The organism is Streptomyces sp. NBC_00490 (genome assembly GCF_036013645.1).
In the GTDB taxonomy this organism is placed as follows: Bacteria; Actinomycetota; Actinomycetes; order Streptomycetales; family Streptomycetaceae; genus Streptomyces; species Streptomyces canus_F.
This window is the reverse complement of the sequence record NZ_CP107869.1, coordinates 5679271-5695700: the sequence shown is the minus strand read 5'-3', so window position 1 is coordinate 5695700 and position 16430 is coordinate 5679271. Positions and strand designations below refer to the sequence as shown.

Below are 16430 nucleotides of genomic sequence, written 5' to 3'. Positions count from 1 at the left end.
CCGCCCGCCTCGGACGTCACGCGGATCGGGCCTCACGCCGGCTCCAGGAACCCCTGCTCCACCAGCAGCCGGATCTGCGCGGGCGTACGGTCCCGCAGCAACACCGGGTCCTCGCCCACCAGTTGCGCGATCGCGTCCAGGATCCGCCCCGCGCTCAGCGAGCCGTCGCACACTCCGGCGAAGCCCGCGCCGACCGTGTCCACCTTGGTGGCCCGGCGCATCCCGCGGTTCTGCCGCAGCACGACATGCTCCGGGTCCTCGGCACCGGGCAGCCCGACCTGCTCCTGGACGATCTCGGAGGCGAGCCTGAAGTGGCCCTCCAGCAGGGCGGCGTCATCGTGTTCCCGCAAGTAGTCCAGGCGCTCGAAGTGCGCCCTGACGGTGTCGCCGAGCGGCTGCTCGACGGGGTGCGGCCACTCCTCGGCGACGACCGAGGGCACGGCGGCCCCCGTCCTGCGCAGGGTGATCCAGCCGAACCCGACGGACTTCACCTTGCGCGCCTCGAACTCGTCCAACCAGGCGTCGTACAGCGCCTGGTACTCGGCCGGGTCGCCCCGGTGGTCACCGGCGTCCCTGAGCCACAGCTCGGCGTACTGCGTGACGTCCTGCACCTCGCGCTGCACGATCCACGCGTCGCATCCGCGCGGCACCCACGACCGCAGCCGGTCCTGCCAGTCCTCCCCCTCCACGTGCTGCCAGTTGGCGAGGAACTGCGCGAACCCGCCCTCGTTCAGCCGCTCCCCCGCCTGCTGCACGAGCGACCGGCACAGATCGTCCCCGCCCATCCCGCCGTCCCGGTACGTCAGCCGCGCACCCGGCGAGATCACGAACGGCGGGTTCGAGACGATCAGGTCGAACGTCTCCCCGTCCTTCACCGGCTCGAACAGCGAGCCCTCCCGCAGCTCGGCCGCCGGGGTGCCGGACAGCGCCAGCGTGAGACCGGTGATGTGCAGCGCGCGCGGGTTCAGATCGGTCGCCGTCACGCGCGTGGCGTGCCGCGCGGCGTGCAGCGCCTGGATACCGGAGCCGGTGCCGAGGTCGAGGGCGGCGGAGACGGGCCCGCGGACGGTGATGCCCGCGAGGGTCGTGGAGGCACCGCCGACGCCCAGGACGACGCCCTCGGCCCGGCTGCCGATGCCTCCGGCCCCGCCGACGGCACACCCCAGGTCGGACACGATGAACCAGTCCTCGCCGTCGGGTCCGCCGTACGGCCGTACGTCGACGGTCGCGGCGACCTCGTCCGAGCCGGCGCGCACCAGCCACCCGCTCTCCAGACACGCGTCCACGGGCAGCACGCCCGCCACGTGCGCGTGGAGCACCGGCTGCTGCAACAGGAAGAGCCGTACGAGCACCTCCAGCGGCGTGTCCCCGCGGGTCGCCCGCAGGGCGGGCACGGTCTCGCTGCGCGCGAGCGCCGCGTACGCGGGGGCACCGAGGAGGTCGAGCAGCCCGTCGGCGGTGAAGGAGGCGCCCAGAAGGGCGTCCCTCAGACGCGCGGCGACGTCGGGACGGTCGGCGGAGGGCAGCGGGGCAAGACTGGCGTTACTCACCACCCCATTGTGAACCGGCGCCGCGGGCGATGCCTACGGCGCCGGGATCACGCACGGGTGGATGTCAGCCGGTGGTGACCGACGGCGCGGCGGACGGCGCGCCCGACGCGCTCTTGCAGCTCTCCTGCTGCGCCATCGCCTTGCCGACGTCGCCCTCCTCGAGGGTGCGCAGGGCGTCGTTGCCGGTGGTGCTCAGCTTGTCGAGCGCGGTCGCGATGTCCTTGAGGCCGTCGGCGAACTTCGCCTGGTCCTTGGTGTTGAGGTCGTCGACCTGCTTCTGCAGGGAGGCGTAGGACGCGGCGAGGGTGTTGAGCTCCTTGACGGCGTCCTGCTGCTTCTTCTCGGCGTTCTTGGCGTCCCCGGTGTCCGGCGCGCCGGCCTTCTGCACGGCGGCCCCGATCGCCTTGTAGGCCTCGGCCATGTCCTGGAAGGCCTGGGAGTCCGTCTTCTGGACGTCCTTGGGCGTGCTGTTGTCCGAGGTCTGCTTCTGGATCGCCGTATTGGCGGCCTCGATCTTCTTGGCCTGCGGCTGTACCGCGCTGCAGACCTCCTTGGCCCAGGCGTCCAGCTTCTCGCTGTTGTCGTCACCGCTGCTGCATGCCGACAGCGCCATTGCCAGTACCGCACCGCCGGACAGCGCGGCCGCGAGCTTCTTGTTCACCGGATTGGTCCCTTCCATGGCTCCTCGGCCCCGGAACATACACGGCAGATGGAGAACATCCACAGATGGGGTGTCCGTTAAGTGACGCATTAAAGCCATTTGCACCAAGTGAGAGAAGGCTCACGAGGAGGGCGTGAACACACGGAACGGGCGGGGAACGCGTCCGTACGCGCCCCCCGCCCGCCCCGTGAGCAGGCGTCCCGTATGACCGCCTACGAAACCACCGCGGGATCGGCCGACTTGACCGACCTCTTGGCACCCTCCTCGTCCCCTACGGCGATCCCGCGCCGCTTGGAGACATAGACCGCGCCGACGATCACGAGGAACGAGAGCACGGCGATGGTGATCCGTACGCCGATGCTCTTGTCCTCGCCGTAGCTGAACTTGATGACCGCGGGCGCGATGAGCAGCGCCACCAGGTTCATCACCTTCAGCAGGGGGTTGATCGCGGGACCGGCGGTGTCCTTGAAGGGGTCGCCGACGGTGTCACCGATCACCGTCGCGGCGTGGGCCTCGCTGCCCTTGCCGCCGTGGTGACCGTCCTCGACGAGCTTCTTGGCGTTGTCCCAGGCTCCGCCGGAGTTGGCGAGGAACACCGCCATGAGCGTGCCCGCCCCGATCGCGCCCGCCAGGAACGAGCCGAGCGCGCCGACACCGAGCGTGAACCCGATGAAGATGGGCGCCAGCACCGCGAGCAGTCCGGGCGTGGTGAGCTCCCGCAGGGCGTCCCTGGTGCAGATGTCGACGACCTTGCCGTACTCCGGCTTCTCGCTGTAGTCCATGATCCCGGGGTGCTCGCGGAACTGCCGCCGCACCTCGTAGACCACGGAGCCCGCCGACCGCGACACGGCGTTGATCGCGAGCCCCGAGAAGAGGAAGACGACCGCCGCGCCCGCGATGAGACCGACGAGGTTGTTGGGCTGCGAGATGTCCATCATCAGGCTCATCGGCGCACCCTCGCCGGACAGCTTCTCGCCGACGTCCTGCGCGCCGGTCGTGATCGCGTCGCGGTAGGACCCGAAGAGCGCCGACGCCGCCAGGACGGCGGTGGCGATGGCGATGCCCTTGGTGATGGCCTTGGTGGTGTTGCCGACCGCGTCCAGGTTGGTGAGCACCTGCGCGCCCGCGCCCTCGACGTCACCGGACATCTCGGCGATGCCCTGCGCGTTGTCGGAGACCGGCCCGAAGGTGTCCATGGCGACGATCACACCGACCGTGGTGAGCAGGCCGGTGCCGGCCAGTGCCACCGCGAACAGCGCCAGCATGATCGACGTACCGCCGAGCAGGAAGGCCCCGTAGACGCCGAGGCCGATCAACAGGGCGGTGTAGACGGCCGATTCGAGGCCGATCGAGATACCGGCGAGGACGACGGTGGCCGGGCCGGTGAGCGAGGACTTCCCGATGTCCCGGACGGGACGCCGGGTGGTCTCGGTGAAGTAGCCGGTCAGCTGCTGGATGACGGCGGCGAGCACGATGCCGATCGCCACCGCGACGAGGGCGAGGACCCGCGGGTCGCCGTCCTTGCCGAGGATGCCGCTGTCGGTGACGCCCTCGCCCCTGAAGTCGGCGTACGACGACGGCAGATAGACGAAGACGGCGACCGCCACCAGCACGAGCGAGATCACCGCGGAGATGAAGAACCCGCGGTTGATCGCGGACATCCCGCTGCGGTCGGACCTGCGCGGGGCGACCGCGAAGATGCCGATCATCGCGGTGATCACACCGATCGCCGGCACGATCAGCGGGAAGGCGAGTCCGGCGTCGCCGAAGGCCGCCGAACCGAGGATCAGCGCGGCCACCAGGGTCACGGCGTACGACTCGAAGAGGTCGGCCGCCATGCCCGCGCAGTCGCCGACGTTGTCGCCCACGTTGTCGGCGATGGTCGCGGCATTGCGCGGGTCGTCCTCCGGAATGCCCTGCTCGACCTTGCCGACCAGGTCGGCGCCGACGTCGGCGGCCTTGGTGAAGATGCCGCCGCCGACACGCATGAACATGGCGATCAGCGCGGCCCCGAGGCCGAAGCCCTCGAGCACCTTCGGTGCGTCGGCCGCGTACACCAGCACGACACACGAGGCGCCCAGCAGACCGAGCCCCACCGTGAACATGCCGACGACGCCGCCCGTGCGGAAAGCGATCTTCATTGCCTTGTGCGAGACGGCGGTGAGATCCTTTTCCGGCTCACCTTCCGCAGGGGTCGCTTCCCGTGCCGCCGCGGCGACGCGCACATTGCTGCGCACGGCGAGCCACATGCCGATATAGCCGGTGCCCGCCGAGAACGCCGCGCCGATCAAGAAGAAGACGGATCGACCGGCGCGCTGATTCCAGTCGTCCGCGGGCAGCAGCATGAGCAGGAAGAACACGACCACGGCGAAAACGCCGAGCGTGCGCATCTGCCTGGCCAGATAGGCGTTCGCACCTTCCTGGATCGCTGTCGCGATCTTTTTCATGCTGTCGGTGCCCTCGCCCGCCGCGAGCACCTGGCGTACCAGGATGCCCGCGACCACGAGCGCGGCCAGTGCGACGGCGGCGATCACCCAGATGATGATCCGGTTGTCGTCCGTCAGGACCGCGGCTGCGAGGGAAGTGGGATGGTCCAACTGATGAGGGGTAGAAAGCCCCGCCATTCGTCCTCCTTGACGCCTGTGCTGAGCTCAAGATGTGGACGGATTGTAGGTAGCGGAACCTGATCAAAACAGTGCGCGGTAAACGGAATTAGCCTTCAGACGCTCTTCAGCAAATGATCGAGTCACCACACTGAACCCGAAAGAGCTAATGCCCCAAAGGCATTGACGCTTGATCGAATTATCGGGCGATTGATCGTGAATTCTTTCACGAATTCGGAGAAAAGAAGAAAGGGCCCTGCTGAGCAGGGCCCTCGAGGTCTTCTACGACGGTGAGATCAGGGAAGCGTCGCGGCCGGCGGAGTGGTCGGCCAAGTCATACGGATCGACCCGCCGTGCTCCCCTGCGGTGACCTCCACGTCGTCCACGAGGCCGCTGATCACCGCGAGGCCCATCTCGTCCTCGTCGGTCTCCACGTCCACGTCCTCGGCGGCCCCACCCGGCGCCCGGTCACCCGGGGCCGAGCGCGGCGCCTCGTCGCCCACCTCGATGGAGAACTGCTTCTCCTCCTCGATGAGCAGCACCTTCACCGGTGAGGTGATGCCGCTGTTCTGGTGCAGTCCGACGGCACGGGAGCAGGCCTCGCCGACGGCGAGCCTGACCTCGTCGAGAACGGCCTCGTCCACCCCGGCCCTGCGCGCCACCGCCGCCGCCACCAGACGGGCGGTGCGGACGTGCTCGGGCAGCGCGCTGAAGCGGAGTTCAACGGTGGCCATGCATCCCCCTCGGAACTACGGGCGTGCTGTCGGGGGACCGGGCTGCCGAAAGCCGGGACCCCCATGTACTACTGCCGTCCCGGGAGCGGTCCTTTTCCCGCGCCCGGGCCGGTGGGTCAGTCGGTGGCCGCCACCGCTTCGTCCACCGAGGTGTGGATCGGGAACACCTTGGTGAGACCGGTGATGCGGAAGATCTTGAGAATGCGCTCCTGGTTGCAGACCAGGCGCAGCGAGCCCTCATGGGCACGCACCCGCTTCAGTCCGCCGACCAGTACGCCGAGCCCGGTGGAGTCGAGGAAGTCCACGCCCTCCATGTCGACGACGAGGTGGAAACTCCCGTCGTTCACCAGCTCGACCAGCTGCTCGCGCAGCTTGGGCGCGGTATATACGTCGATTTCGCCACCGACCTCGACGACCGTGCGATCGCCGACGGTTCGGGTCGACAGGGACAGGTCCACGGATCCTCCAGCACCTTGCTACTCGAGCGGTCGTCCCGCGGGACACCTCGGCTTGAAGCCCCCAGGACGGTTCGCCAGCCGCGATGGCATTCAATCACTTACGGCAGGCGTGCACGACGCCTTGGTCCCATTGTCCGTCACGCCAGTGACACACTCGGTGCCGATGGCCAAGAATCACCGAACCGATCGATCCTCGGCGGAACCCGTCTCCCGGCCGGAACCGGGTACGGTCCTGCACCGGCTCGCCTCCGGGCCGAGTCGGGCTGCGCGCATCACTCATACGGAGCACTTGCCCCCGCGCGAGGGTCGCCATGCCGTCTGGCCTGACCGGATTCGTTCGGAGGTCATCGCCGCGGTGCAGGCCGCGGGTGTCGAACACCCCTGGGCCCACCAGGCACAGGCGGCCGAGCACGCCCTCGACGGCGACTCGGTGGTGGTGGCGACCGGTACGGCCTCCGGCAAGTCCCTGGCCTACCTCACGCCCGTCCTGACGGCCCTCCTGGACGGCTCGGAGGCCCCGAACGGCCGCGGGGCCACGGCGCTGTACCTCGCCCCCACGAAGGCGCTCGCGGCGGACCAGTGGCGTTCCGTGAAGGAACTTTCACAACCGCTGGGCAATTCAGTTCGACCTGCGGTCTACGACGGTGACACCCCGTTCGAGGAACGCGAGTGGATCCGCCAGTACGCCAACTACGTGCTGACCAACCCGGACATGCTGCACCGCGGCATCCTCCCGTCCCACCCCCGCTGGTCCTCCTTCCTGAAGTCGCTCAAGTACGTCGTCATCGACGAGGTCCACACCTACCGCGGCGTGTTCGGCTCCCACGTCGCCCAGGTGCTGCGCCGGCTGCGCCGTCTCTGCGCCCGCTACGGCGCCTCTCCCGTCTTCCTGCTGGCCTCCGCGACCGCCGCCGAGCCCTCGGTCGCCGCCCGCCGCCTCACCGGCCTCCCGGTGGTCGAGGTGGCCGACGACGCCTCGCCGCGCGGTGAACTGGTGTTCGCCCTCTGGGAGCCCCCGCTCACCGAGATGCAGGGCGAGAAGGGCGCCCCGGTCCGCCGTACCGCCACGGCCGAAACCGCCGACCTGCTCACGGATCTGACCGTGCAGGGCGTCCGCTCGGTCGCCTTCGTCCGCTCACGGCGCGGCGCCGAGCTCGTCGCGGTCATCGCCCAGGAGCGGCTGGCCGAGATCGACCGCTCGCTGGCCCGACGCGTGGCGGCCTACCGCGGCGGCTACCTCCCCGAGGAACGCCGCGCCCTGGAACAGGCCCTCCACTCGGGAGAGTTGCTGGGCCTTGCCGCGACGACCGCGCTCGAACTCGGCATCGACGTCTCCGGCCTGGACGCCGTGATCATCGCCGGCTACCCGGGCACGCGCGCGTCCCTGTGGCAGCAGGCCGGCCGCGCGGGCCGCTCCGGTCAGGGCGCCCTGGCCGTCCTGGTCGCCCGCGACGACCCCCTGGACACCTACCTCGTCCACCACCCCGAGGCCCTCTTCGACCAGCCGGTGGAGTCGACGGTCCTGGACCCCGACAACCCGTACGTCCTGGCACCGCACTTGTGCGCGGCGGCGGCGGAAATGCCGCTGACCGACGACGACCTGGCCCTGTTCGGCCCGGAGACCGCGGCCCTGCTCCCGCAGTTGGAGGCCGCGAAACTCCTGCGCCGCCGCACCAAGGCCTGGCACTGGACCCGCCGGGAACGGGCCGCCGACCTCACCGACATCCGCGGCGGGGGCGGCAACCCGGTCCAGATCGTGGAGTCCGGCACGGGCCGCCTCCTGGGCACGGTCGACGCGGGCGCCGCGCACACGACCGTCCACGAGGGCGCGGTCCACCTCCACCAGGGCCGCACCTACCTCGTCCGGTCCCTGGACCTGGAGGACTCGGTCGCCCTGGTCGAGGAGGCGAACCCGACGTACTCGACGGTGGCCCGCGACACGACGGCCGTCTCCGTCCTGGAGACGGACGTCGAAGTCCCCTGGGGCGAGGGCCGGTTGTGCTACGGCTCGGTCGAGGTCACCAACCAGGTCGTCTCCTTCCTCCGCAGACGCCTGATCACCGGCGAGGTCCTCGGCGAGACGAAACTCGACCTCCCTCCTCGTACGCTCCGCACCCGCGCGGTGTGGTGGACGGTCACCGAGGACCAGTTGGACGAGGCCCGCATCAACCCGGAGATCCTCGGCGGCGCCCTGCACGCGGCGGAACACGCCTCGATCGGCATGCTGCCGCTGTTCGCGACGTGCGACCGCTGGGACATCGGCGGCGTCTCGATCCCGCTGCACCCCGACACCCTGCTCCCCACGGTCTTCGTCTACGACGGCCACCCCGGCGGCGCGGGATTCGCCGAGCGCGCCTTCCACACCGCCCGCGCCTGGCTCACCGCCACCCGCCAGGCCATCGCCGCCTGCGAGTGCGACGCCGGCTGCCCGTCCTGCATCCAGTCCCCCAAGTGCGGCAACGGGAACGACCCGCTGCACAAGAGGGGGGCGGTGCGGTTGCTCACCGTGCTGTTGCGGGGGGCGCCGGAGGAGAAGCCCGAGACGGAGGGGGAGCCGCCGGAACCGGCTCGACAGGACCCGGTGCCGGAGGGGGCGGCCCAGCCGGTCCCGGAAGAGGCAGCTCCGCGGGTGACGACAGCTCCGCCGATACCGGAAGGGGCAGGTCCGCCGGCCCCGCCCGTGCCCTGACCTCCGCAGCGAACGGCCCCCGGCCCGCCGTCGCCGTCACGTCCGAGGTCTCGCCCACGATCACGCACCGCGCGAGCCGGGCGCCCTGGGCCCGGGCCACCCGCTCCGCCCGGGCGCAGGCCCCCTCGCCGCCCTCCGCCCAGTGGTCCGCCGCCGCGAGCGCCGCCAGATCCGCGCCCCCGGCCGCCCGGTGCCGGACCACGACAGCCTGCCCCAGGGCGAGCACGACCCCGAACACCACACACAGCACGGCGATCGCACCGACGCTCCAGACGGTGGCGGAACCCCGGTCGCGGGCGAGACCCCGCCGCCGCGCGAGCCCCTCCTCCCAGGTCGGCCACGAGGCAGAACTCCGGCACCACGGGAAGCCCCTCCTCATGGGCCCGCCCCCTCCACCGACGCCACCGCCTCCTCCCGCACGTCGAGGGGCAGCCGTCCCAGCATCGGCGGCCGCGCCACGACCACCACCCGGACCTGCTCCTCCTCCCGGCTGACCGTGACCTGCGCACCGCGCGGTGCCGCCTCGCGGGCCACCTCGACGACCGCGTCTGCCGGATCCTGCCGCGCCGCCGCCCGGGCCCCCGTGCGCGCCGCGTCCACGCACTGGATCTGCGCGGCCACCACGAGCAGCCCCCACACCAGCGCCGTCGCGAACATCACCAGCACGGGCAGCACCACCGCCGACTCCGCCGTCACGAACCCCCGGTCCGCGCGGCCTCGTTCACATCCGCGCATCGAGTGCCTGCTTCACGATGCCCTGCAGCTCCGCGCTGACCGCTCCGCTGGTCACCACCTTGTAGAGGACGGCCGCGAACGCCACCGCCGCGATGATCCCCATCGCGTACTCGGACGTGACCATCCCCGCGTCCCGCCGCGCCGCACGTGCCCCGCACACCAGGGCACGCATCCGTGCCCGCACTGCCTTGTACATCTCAACCCCCGTATGAGTCGCTGTATGAGTCGCTTGTGTTGACTGCTGTCGTTCGGTCACTTGCCGTCGCTCCGGGCCCGTCCCGTCATCGACCACCCCCTGCCAGCACCCCGCCGGCCAGGCCGATCACCACGGGCAGCACACCGACCGCGATGAACGCGGGCAGGAAGCACAGCCCCACCGGCGCGGTCACCATGACCGCCGCCCGCCGGGCCCGTGCCGTCGCGGTGCGCGTCCACTCGGCGCGGGCCTCCGCCGCGAGCCGTGCGACCGGTACCGCCGCCGGGAGCCCGGACACATCGGCCCGTTCCAGCAGCCGCGCCAGCGGACCGGCACCCGGCATCGACGCCAGCCGTCGCCATGCCTCGCCCGGCGGACCGCCCAGCCGTACCTCCGCCGCACCCCGCGCGAGCCCCTCCCCGACCGGCCCGCCCAGCGCCTCGCCCACCGCCCGCGCCGCGATCACCGGACCCGCGCCGGCCGCGATACAGGCCGCCAGCAGATCGGCGGCGAGCGGGAGTTGCCGTACCGCCTCCGCGACGTCGTACGACTCCCCGGGCTCCTCGGTGCCCTGTCGGCCCCGCCACCACCACAGCCCCACCGCGACGACCAGCCCCACCACGACACCGGCGACCCCACCGACCAGCACCCACCCGCCGGCCACCGCGCCCAGCGAGGGCGACCAGCGCCGCACGACCTTCCGTGCCTTCCCCCGAGGTCCGACCGGCACGACCTCCCTGGCCACCAGCCGTGTCAGCCGCCGCCGAAGCCGCCGCTCCCGCCGCGTCCCCTCCGCACACCGGGCGAGCCACGCGAGCACCGTCACGGCGCCCGCGATCACCCCCAGCCTGTGGACAACTTCCGCACTCACCGCGCCCGCCTTTCCGAACCCCACGCCGATTCCGTCCTCACACCGCTTCCGCTCCCCGCACGATCCGCGCCGCCCACCACATCCCCGCCCCCTCCAGCAGGCCGCCGATCGCCAGGCAGCCCAGGCCGGGCCCGGTGTGCAGCAGGACCTGCAGCGGGTCGGAGCCGAGGGCCGTGCCGAGGAGCAGTCCGAGGGCGGGGAGCCCGGCGAGCATCACCGTCGTGGAGCGGGCGCCCGCCAACTGGGCGCGCAGGTCGGCGCGTTGGTCCCGCTCCGCGCGCAACGCCGCCTCGAGCCGTTCGAGTCCGGCCGCGAGCCCCGCTCCCCGGTCCACCGCGACCCGCCAGCACGCCGCGAGTCCCAGCAGCCCCTCGGCCCCCGGCTGCCGTGCGGCGCCCGCGAGCGCACCCGGTACGTCCCCGCCGAAGCGTGCGGCCGCCAGCACCGCCGGCTGCGTCTCCCCCAGCCCCTCGCAGTCGCGCGCGGCACGCAACAGGGCCTCACCCGGCTGCCGTCCGGCCCGTACCTCTCCGGCGAGCGACCCGCACAACGTGATGACCGCGTCCCCTCGGCGATCCCGGGCCCGCCGCGCCTCGCGCGCCAACCGCAGCCGCCGCAGCAACGGCACCCCGGCCGCCCCCGCGACCAGCGGCAGCACCGAGGCCCCCAGCACGGCCAACACCAGTCCGGCCACCACCGACCACCACTCGCTCCCCAACCGCCGTACTCCACCGGCCAGTCGCCACCAGACCGGCGGCCCGGTCCCGACCGCCCCACCGGCCCCCGCGAGCAGCAACTCCGCTCGCCGCGCCCCGGAACGCCACCCGGCCGACAGCCACACCGCCGCCCCGGCACACACCAGCGCCGCCCCCGTCGACACCTCACTCATCACCACGCCCCCTGTCGGCCCCCGCGGCGCCGAGCAGCCCCCGCAGCCGCTCCCACCCCCGCTCGTACACGAACGCCTCCGCGCCCCACCGCAGCGCCGGCACCGTCCGCACCAGCCCCGAGGCATCCCGCTCCAGCACATGCACCTCGGCGATCCGGCGCCGCCCGTTCCGGTCACGGGCGAGGTGCAGGACGACGGAGAGCGCGGCCGCCAACTGGCTGTGCAGCGCGGCCCGGTCGAGCCCGGCCGCCGTGCCGAGCGCCTCGAGGCGGGCCGGGACATCGGCCGCCGCGTTGGCATGGACCGTTCCGCAGCCGCCCTCATGCCCCGTGTTCAACGCGGCCAGCAGATGCACCACTTCAGGCCCGCGCACCTCGCCGACCACCAGCCGGTCCGGCCGCATCCGCAGCGCCTGCCGCACCAGGTCCTCGAGCGAGACCAGGCCCGCGCCCTCCTGGTTGGCGGGTCTGCTCTCCAGGCGTACGACGTGCGGATGGTCCGGCCGCAGCTCCGCGGAGTCCTCGGCCAGCACGATCCGTTCGCCCGGCCCGACGAGCCCCAGCAGGGCGCTCAGCAGCGTTGTCTTGCCACTGCCCGTCCCCCCGCTGATCAGGAACGACAGCCGTGCCTCGATCAGCGCCCGCAGTACCCGGTCCCCGTCCGGCGGCACGGTGCCCGCCGCCATCAGCTCGTCGAGCGTGAACGCGCGCGGCCGTACGACCCGCAGCGACAGACAGGTGCAGCCGACGGCCACCGGCGGCAGCACCGCGTGCAGCCGTGTCCCGTCGGGCAGCCGGGCGTCCGCCCAGGGCCGCGCGTCGTCCAGCCGACGCCCGGCCACCGCGGCCAGGCGTTGCGCGAGCCGTCGTACGGCGGCGGCGTCGGGGAAGGCGACCGTGGTGAGTTCGAGGCCGCCGCCCCGGTCCACCCAGACCCGGTCCGGTGCCGACACCAGCACATCGGTCACCCGGGGGTCGGCCAATAGCGGCTCCAGCGGGCCGCTGCCGACCAGTTCGGAGCGCAACCGCTCGGCCGCTCCGAGGACTTCGGCGTCACCGAGCACCCGCCCCTGCTCCCGCAGCGCCTGTGCCACCCGCGCGGGCGTCGGCTCGGCCCCGCTCTCGGCGAGCCACTGCCGTACGCCGTCGAGCAGGTGCGGGGACATGTCCGCCCCACCCGACCGCCCCGCCGGGAGCGCCGTACCGGCCATGGCCACCACCGAGCCCTCGTCGGAGTAGATCCTCATGCGGCCTCCACCAACGCCCGCTCCCAGAACTCCTTGCAGAACCGCGCCAGCGGCCCCCGCCCGGCTCCCGGCGGGGTCCTGCTCTCGTGGGGCCTCAGCAGTTCCGCCTCCAGGGGCACCTCGCCCACCAGCGGCAGTCCGAGCAGTCGCGCCACCTCCCGGTCGTCGAGCCCGGGCGCGTGGGGCCCGCGGACCGCCACGCGCAGATCGCGTACGACCATCCCGACGGCGGAGGCCACCCGTCCGGCCGCCGCGACGGCGCGGAGTTCGGCGGGGACCACGAGGATGCCGAGGTCGAGCTGGGCGAGGGTCTCGGCGATGCCGTCGTCGACGCGGCGCGGCAGATCGACGACGACCGTGCCGCCCCGGCGGCGGGCCGCGCCGAGCACCGCGCGGACGGCCTGCGGCGGGACGGCGACGCAGTCGCCTCGGTCCCAGCTCAGGACCCGCAGGGAGTGCAGCTGCGGCAGCGACTCCTCCAGGGCACCGCCGCCGACCCGGCCGCGCGAGGCGGCGAACGCGGGCCAGCGCAGCCCCTCGGCGGTCTCGCCGCCGAGGAGTACGTCGAGTCCGCCGCCCAGCGGATCGGCGTCCACAAGCAGGGTGCGCAGTCCCTCCCGCGCGGAGGTGACGGCGAGCGCGCACGCGAGCGTGGACGCCCCGGACCCGCCGCGGCCGCCGATGACGCCGACGGTGAGGGCGGGCCGGCCGACGCCCTCGACGACGTCGGCGATCCGGTCGACCAGCCACTGCTCCCCGTCGGGCAGCATCAGGACATGGTCGGCGCCGATCTCGACGGCCCGGCGCCAGACCCCGGAGTCGTCCTGGTCCCGTCCGACGAGGACCACTCCCCCTCTGCGGGCGGCTCCGCGCACGCGCCGCGCGGCGTCGTCGCCGACCAGGACGAGCGGTGCGGCCTCCCAGCGTCCTCTCGGTTGCGGCACCCCCGGGTGGACCTCGGGTGTGGCTCCGGCCGCCGCGCACAGGCGCAGCAGGTCGTCGAGGAGCACCGGGTCCTCGGTGACGATCAACGGTCCGCCCAGTCGCCCTCCGGCGGGCAGCGGATCGTGTGTGACGGCTGCGGCCACGTTTCCCATCCCCCTTCGCTGCATCTCGCGAGGGCCTCCAGGGCCCCGCGATTCCCAAACGTGTGAAGAACCGGCGACCGGCCTTCATATGAACAGCCGATAGGAACCGGCCGAACGCGGCCGACTAACCGGAACCGGCCATCGAGCCGGTGCCGATGGGCCGCGCTGGAATCACGGTGCAGCGATGCCGGAAATCTTGTGGATCTTGGTCGATAACTGTGGACAACTCAGCCGTTGTGAATATCGCCGTCACCCATACCGGCGTCCCCCGCACTGCCATGTGTACGACTTCCGCAGCGCAGTGCGACAGCTACGCACAGTGACGAATCATGGGCATGCGAAAGAGGCGGCCGCAGCCGCCTCGACACGGCCGTAGAGCCGTACAGGGATACAGAAGGAGGGGAGAAAACGCACCCGGACGTGCGACGACCCCCACCGGGGGGGAGAGTGGGGGTCGTCTCCACGGCCGACTCGGGGGGGGAGGAGCCGGGCCGGGTTAGCACGGTCGCGAACGATCCGTGACTTCCATGGTGTACCCGAGAGCCTTCTCAGGCAAACCCACGCGCCCCACCTTACGCCGAATGGGCTGCGCCTATGCTCAGGGTCGTGGAAAACCACTCCTTGCCCCGCACAGCGGCCTTCTTTGACCTGGACAAGACGGTCATTGCGAAGTCGAGCACGCTCACCTTCAGCAAGTCGTTCTACCAAGGCGGACTGATCAACCGCAGGGCCGCCTTGCGTACCGCATATGCCCAGTTCGTCTTCCTCGTGGGCGGTATGGACCACGACCAGATGGAACGGACCCGCGAGTACCTCTCGGCACTCGTGCGCGGCTGGAACGTCCAACAGGTGAAGGAGATCGTGGCCGAGACCCTTCACGACCTCATCGACCCGATCATCTACGACGAGGCCGCCTCCCTCATCGAGGAGCACCACACCGCCGGCCGCGACGTCGTGATCGTGTCCACCTCGGGCGCCGAGGTGGTCGAGCCGATCGGTGAACTGCTCGGCGCGGACCGGGTGGTGGCGACCCGGATGGTCGTGGGCGAGGACGGCTGCTTCACCGGCGAGGTGGAGTACTACGCGTACGGCCCGACCAAGGCCGAGGCGATCAAGGAGCTGGCCGAGTCCGAGGGGTACGACCTGGAGCGCTGCTACGCCTACAGCGACTCGGCGACCGATCTGCCGATGCTCGAGTCCGTCGGTCACCCCCATGCCGTGAACCCGGACCGCACGCTGCGCCGCGAGGCACTCGCGCGCGGGTGGCCGATTCTCGATTTCCACCGGCCGGTCCGGCTCAAGCAGCGGCTCCCCGCGTTCTCCGCACCGTCCCGTCCGGCGCTCGTCGCGGCGGCGGCCATAGGGGCGGCGGCGGCCACCGCGGGCCTCGTCTGGTACGCCAGTCGGCGCCGGGCGACGGTTCTCTGACGTAGAACGCGCCCTTTTGGTGACCGTTTGAGAGTAAAAGTAAAGAACTGCAGCCAGGACTTCCGCTTGCCCGGGTCCTGGAGTACAAAGGAGTCAACGGCCCGCGAGACCAAGGACATCCGAAAGGATCACCTTAATAACGCATTTGGCCCCACGGACCGCGCATGAGAATCGGGCACCCACGCGACGTCGACCCGTCGATTACGGGCCAGCCGCACCAGGTGACGGGCAAAGTCCCGACCTGATGGGCAATATTTCGAGGACGCTTGGTAACCCGGTGAACATGCCAGCGGCGGTACGAGACCTCGTACCGCCGCAACCCTGTTCAGGCCCTCCCCATGGAGGGCCTTTTCTGTAACTACAGTTATGCCGCTCCGCGCTGCAGCGCCTCGCACACCGCCGTCGACTCGCGCGCCCCGAGCACGACCGCCTTGCCGCAGTGCGCGATCCAGGCCGCCATGCCGTCCGGGGTTCCGGAGACATAGCCGTCGAGCGCCGCCAGATAGGCGGCCCGGCCCAGCTCGGCGTGGCCGACCTCCGCCGGGCAGATGGACTTCGGGTCGAGGCCGCTGCCGATCAGGACGATGCGTTCGGCCGCGCGCGCGACGAGAGCGTTGTGGGAGGTGAAGGGCCGCAGGGCGAGAATCTCGCCGTGCACGATGGCCGCCGTCACCAGGGCCGGGGCGGAACCGCCCGCGATGATCAGCTCGGACAGGCCCTCCAGCCGGCCGTGCACCTCCGTCGCGTCGGGCGCCGCGAGCTCGATCAGCGGCTCGTCGACCGGCTCGCCCACCTGACGCGGGCGCCCGACCTCGTCGCCGTTGGTCGCGGCCGCCACCAGGTGCAGTCGGGCCAGAACGCGCAGGGGCGACTGCCGCCAGATGGAGAGCAGTTGGCCCGCCTCGGCGGTCAGCCTCAGCGCCGCGCCCACGACGCGCGCCTCGTTGTCGCCGCTGAAGTCGGAGCGGCGGCGCACCTCTTCGAGGGCCCAGTCGGCGCCGGACAGCGCCGCGGAGCCGCGGGCGCCGCGCAGGGCCGCCTCGGAGGTGACCGCGGTGCTGCGGCGCCGCATGATCCGGTGCCCGTAGACCCGGTCCACGGCCTTGCGCACGGACTCCACGGAGTCGGCCACGCCGGGCAGGGAGCCCAGGGCGGCGAGCGGATCGGCGTTCGCGCCTGTCGTACTCATGAGTACGACATTACGCAACCGCGGCGCACACCCCACGAAGGAGTGGTCTTCTTCACGCACGCCTGCCACGTACAGCTATCACACCACTACGCT

14 protein-coding genes and 1 pseudogene are annotated in these 16430 nt (G+C 71.8%); 2 read left to right on the top strand and 13 right to left on the bottom strand.

Features of this window, described 5'->3' with window-relative positions; genetic code table 11:
* Positions 1 to 32: 32 nt before the first annotated feature.
* The 5 genes from OG381_RS25920 to bldG form a co-directional block, all read right to left on the bottom strand.
* The gene (locus OG381_RS25920) at positions 33 to 1550 is read right to left on the bottom strand and encodes a class I SAM-dependent methyltransferase (protein ID WP_327718468.1); all 1518 of its coding nucleotides are present in this window, start codon (positions 1548 to 1550) and stop codon (positions 33 to 35) included.
* A 64-nt stretch (positions 1551 to 1614) separates the two neighbouring features.
* Entirely contained in the window at positions 1615 to 2229 is a 615-nt protein-coding gene (locus OG381_RS25915; protein ID WP_327718467.1) for a small secreted protein, read from the bottom strand.
* A gap of 194 nt (positions 2230 to 2423) precedes the next feature.
* Entirely contained in the window at positions 2424 to 4835 is a 2412-nt protein-coding gene (locus OG381_RS25910; protein WP_327718465.1) for a sodium-translocating pyrophosphatase, read from the bottom strand.
* 275 nt (positions 4836 to 5110) lie between these two features.
* Positions 5111 to 5548, bottom strand: coding sequence for an ATP-binding protein (locus OG381_RS25905; RefSeq protein ID WP_327718463.1), 438 nt, complete (start codon positions 5546 to 5548; stop codon positions 5111 to 5113).
* A 116-nt stretch (positions 5549 to 5664) separates the two neighbouring features.
* Positions 5665 to 6006, bottom strand: coding sequence for an anti-sigma factor antagonist BldG (gene bldG / locus OG381_RS25900; protein ID WP_005475923.1), 342 nt, complete (start codon positions 6004 to 6006; stop codon positions 5665 to 5667).
* A gap of 163 nt (positions 6007 to 6169) precedes the next feature.
* On the opposite strand from bldG, the gene OG381_RS25895 reads away from it, so the two are divergent.
* Positions 6170 to 8695 carry a DEAD/DEAH box helicase gene (locus tag OG381_RS25895; RefSeq protein ID WP_327718462.1) on the top strand — a complete coding sequence of 842 codons (2526 nt, stop codon included), beginning with the start codon at positions 6170 to 6172 and terminating at the stop codon, positions 8693 to 8695.
* Here OG381_RS25895 and OG381_RS25890 read toward each other — a convergent pair.
* The 7 genes and pseudogenes from OG381_RS25890 to ssd all read right to left on the bottom strand — a co-directional run.
* Positions 8586 to 9074: pseudogene (locus tag OG381_RS25890) on the bottom strand (Rv3654c family TadE-like protein); the annotation flags it as partial. The gene OG381_RS25895 and the pseudogene OG381_RS25890 sit on opposite strands and share 110 nt — an antisense overlap.
* Positions 9071 to 9430 (bottom strand): TadE family type IV pilus minor pilin, encoded by a 360-nt coding sequence (locus tag OG381_RS25885; RefSeq protein ID WP_327718461.1) that lies wholly within the window; start codon positions 9428 to 9430, stop codon positions 9071 to 9073. The pseudogene OG381_RS25890 and the gene OG381_RS25885, both read right to left, overlap by 4 nt.
* Positions 9417 to 9626, bottom strand: coding sequence for a DUF4244 domain-containing protein (locus OG381_RS25880; RefSeq protein ID WP_266899418.1), 210 nt, complete (start codon positions 9624 to 9626; stop codon positions 9417 to 9419). Before OG381_RS25880 ends, OG381_RS25885 begins: the two co-directional genes overlap by 14 nt.
* A gap of 85 nt (positions 9627 to 9711) precedes the next feature.
* The gene (locus OG381_RS25875) at positions 9712 to 10497 is read right to left on the bottom strand and encodes a type II secretion system F family protein (protein WP_327718460.1); all 786 of its coding nucleotides are present in this window, start codon (positions 10495 to 10497) and stop codon (positions 9712 to 9714) included.
* 37 nt (positions 10498 to 10534) lie between these two features.
* Positions 10535 to 11386: a type II secretion system F family protein gene (locus OG381_RS25870; RefSeq protein WP_327718457.1), complete on the bottom strand. Its 852-nt coding sequence runs from the start codon at positions 11384 to 11386 to the stop codon at positions 10535 to 10537.
* A complete protein-coding gene (locus tag OG381_RS25865; RefSeq protein ID WP_327722558.1) occupies positions 11379 to 12596 on the bottom strand; it encodes a TadA family conjugal transfer-associated ATPase in 1218 nt (405 codons plus the stop codon). Before OG381_RS25865 ends, OG381_RS25870 begins: the two co-directional genes overlap by 8 nt.
* Positions 12597 to 12628: 32 nt before the next feature.
* Positions 12629 to 13729 (bottom strand): septum site-determining protein Ssd, encoded by a 1101-nt coding sequence (gene ssd, locus OG381_RS25860; protein ID WP_327718455.1) that lies wholly within the window; start codon positions 13727 to 13729, stop codon positions 12629 to 12631.
* Positions 13730 to 14314: 585 nt separating this feature from the next.
* Between ssd and OG381_RS25855 the strand changes: the two genes are divergently transcribed.
* Positions 14315 to 15148: an HAD family hydrolase gene (locus OG381_RS25855; protein WP_327718454.1), complete on the top strand. Its 834-nt coding sequence runs from the start codon at positions 14315 to 14317 to the stop codon at positions 15146 to 15148.
* Between the two features lie 364 nt (positions 15149 to 15512).
* On the opposite strand, the gene OG381_RS25850 is transcribed toward OG381_RS25855, so the two are convergent.
* A complete protein-coding gene (locus OG381_RS25850) occupies positions 15513 to 16337 on the bottom strand; it encodes an oxidoreductase (protein WP_327718453.1) in 825 nt (274 codons plus the stop codon).
* Positions 16338 to 16430 lie beyond the last annotated feature (93 nt).

What these genes read in the sequence shown, in the direction of transcription:
- OG381_RS25870 (WP_327718457.1), bottom strand. Translation starts at nt 11,386, where the DNA reads ATGAGTGAGGTGTCGACGGGGGCGGCGCTGGTGTGTGCCGGGGCGGCG.
- ssd (WP_327718455.1), bottom strand. Translation starts at nt 13,729, where the DNA reads ATGGGAAACGTGGCCGCAGCCGTCACACACGATCCGCTGCCCGCCGGA.
- OG381_RS25855 (WP_327718454.1), top strand. Translation starts at nt 14,315, where the DNA reads ATGCTCAGGGTCGTGGAAAACCACTCCTTGCCCCGCACAGCGGCCTTC.
- OG381_RS25880 (WP_266899418.1), bottom strand. Translation starts at nt 9,626, where the DNA reads ATGTACAAGGCAGTGCGGGCACGGATGCGTGCCCTGGTGTGCGGGGCA.
- OG381_RS25905 (WP_327718463.1), bottom strand. Translation starts at nt 5,548, where the DNA reads ATGGCCACCGTTGAACTCCGCTTCAGCGCGCTGCCCGAGCACGTCCGC.
- OG381_RS25885 (WP_327718461.1), bottom strand. Translation starts at nt 9,430, where the DNA reads ATGCGCGGATGTGAACGAGGCCGCGCGGACCGGGGGTTCGTGACGGCG.
- OG381_RS25850 (WP_327718453.1), bottom strand. Translation starts at nt 16,337, where the DNA reads ATGAGTACGACAGGCGCGAACGCCGATCCGCTCGCCGCCCTGGGCTCC.
- OG381_RS25915 (WP_327718467.1), bottom strand. Translation starts at nt 2,229, where the DNA reads ATGGAAGGGACCAATCCGGTGAACAAGAAGCTCGCGGCCGCGCTGTCC.
- OG381_RS25910 (WP_327718465.1), bottom strand. Translation starts at nt 4,835, where the DNA reads ATGGCGGGGCTTTCTACCCCTCATCAGTTGGACCATCCCACTTCCCTC.
- OG381_RS25865 (WP_327722558.1), bottom strand. Translation starts at nt 12,596, where the DNA reads ATGGCCGGTACGGCGCTCCCGGCGGGGCGGTCGGGTGGGGCGGACATG.
- OG381_RS25895 (WP_327718462.1), top strand. Translation starts at nt 6,170, where the DNA reads ATGGCCAAGAATCACCGAACCGATCGATCCTCGGCGGAACCCGTCTCC.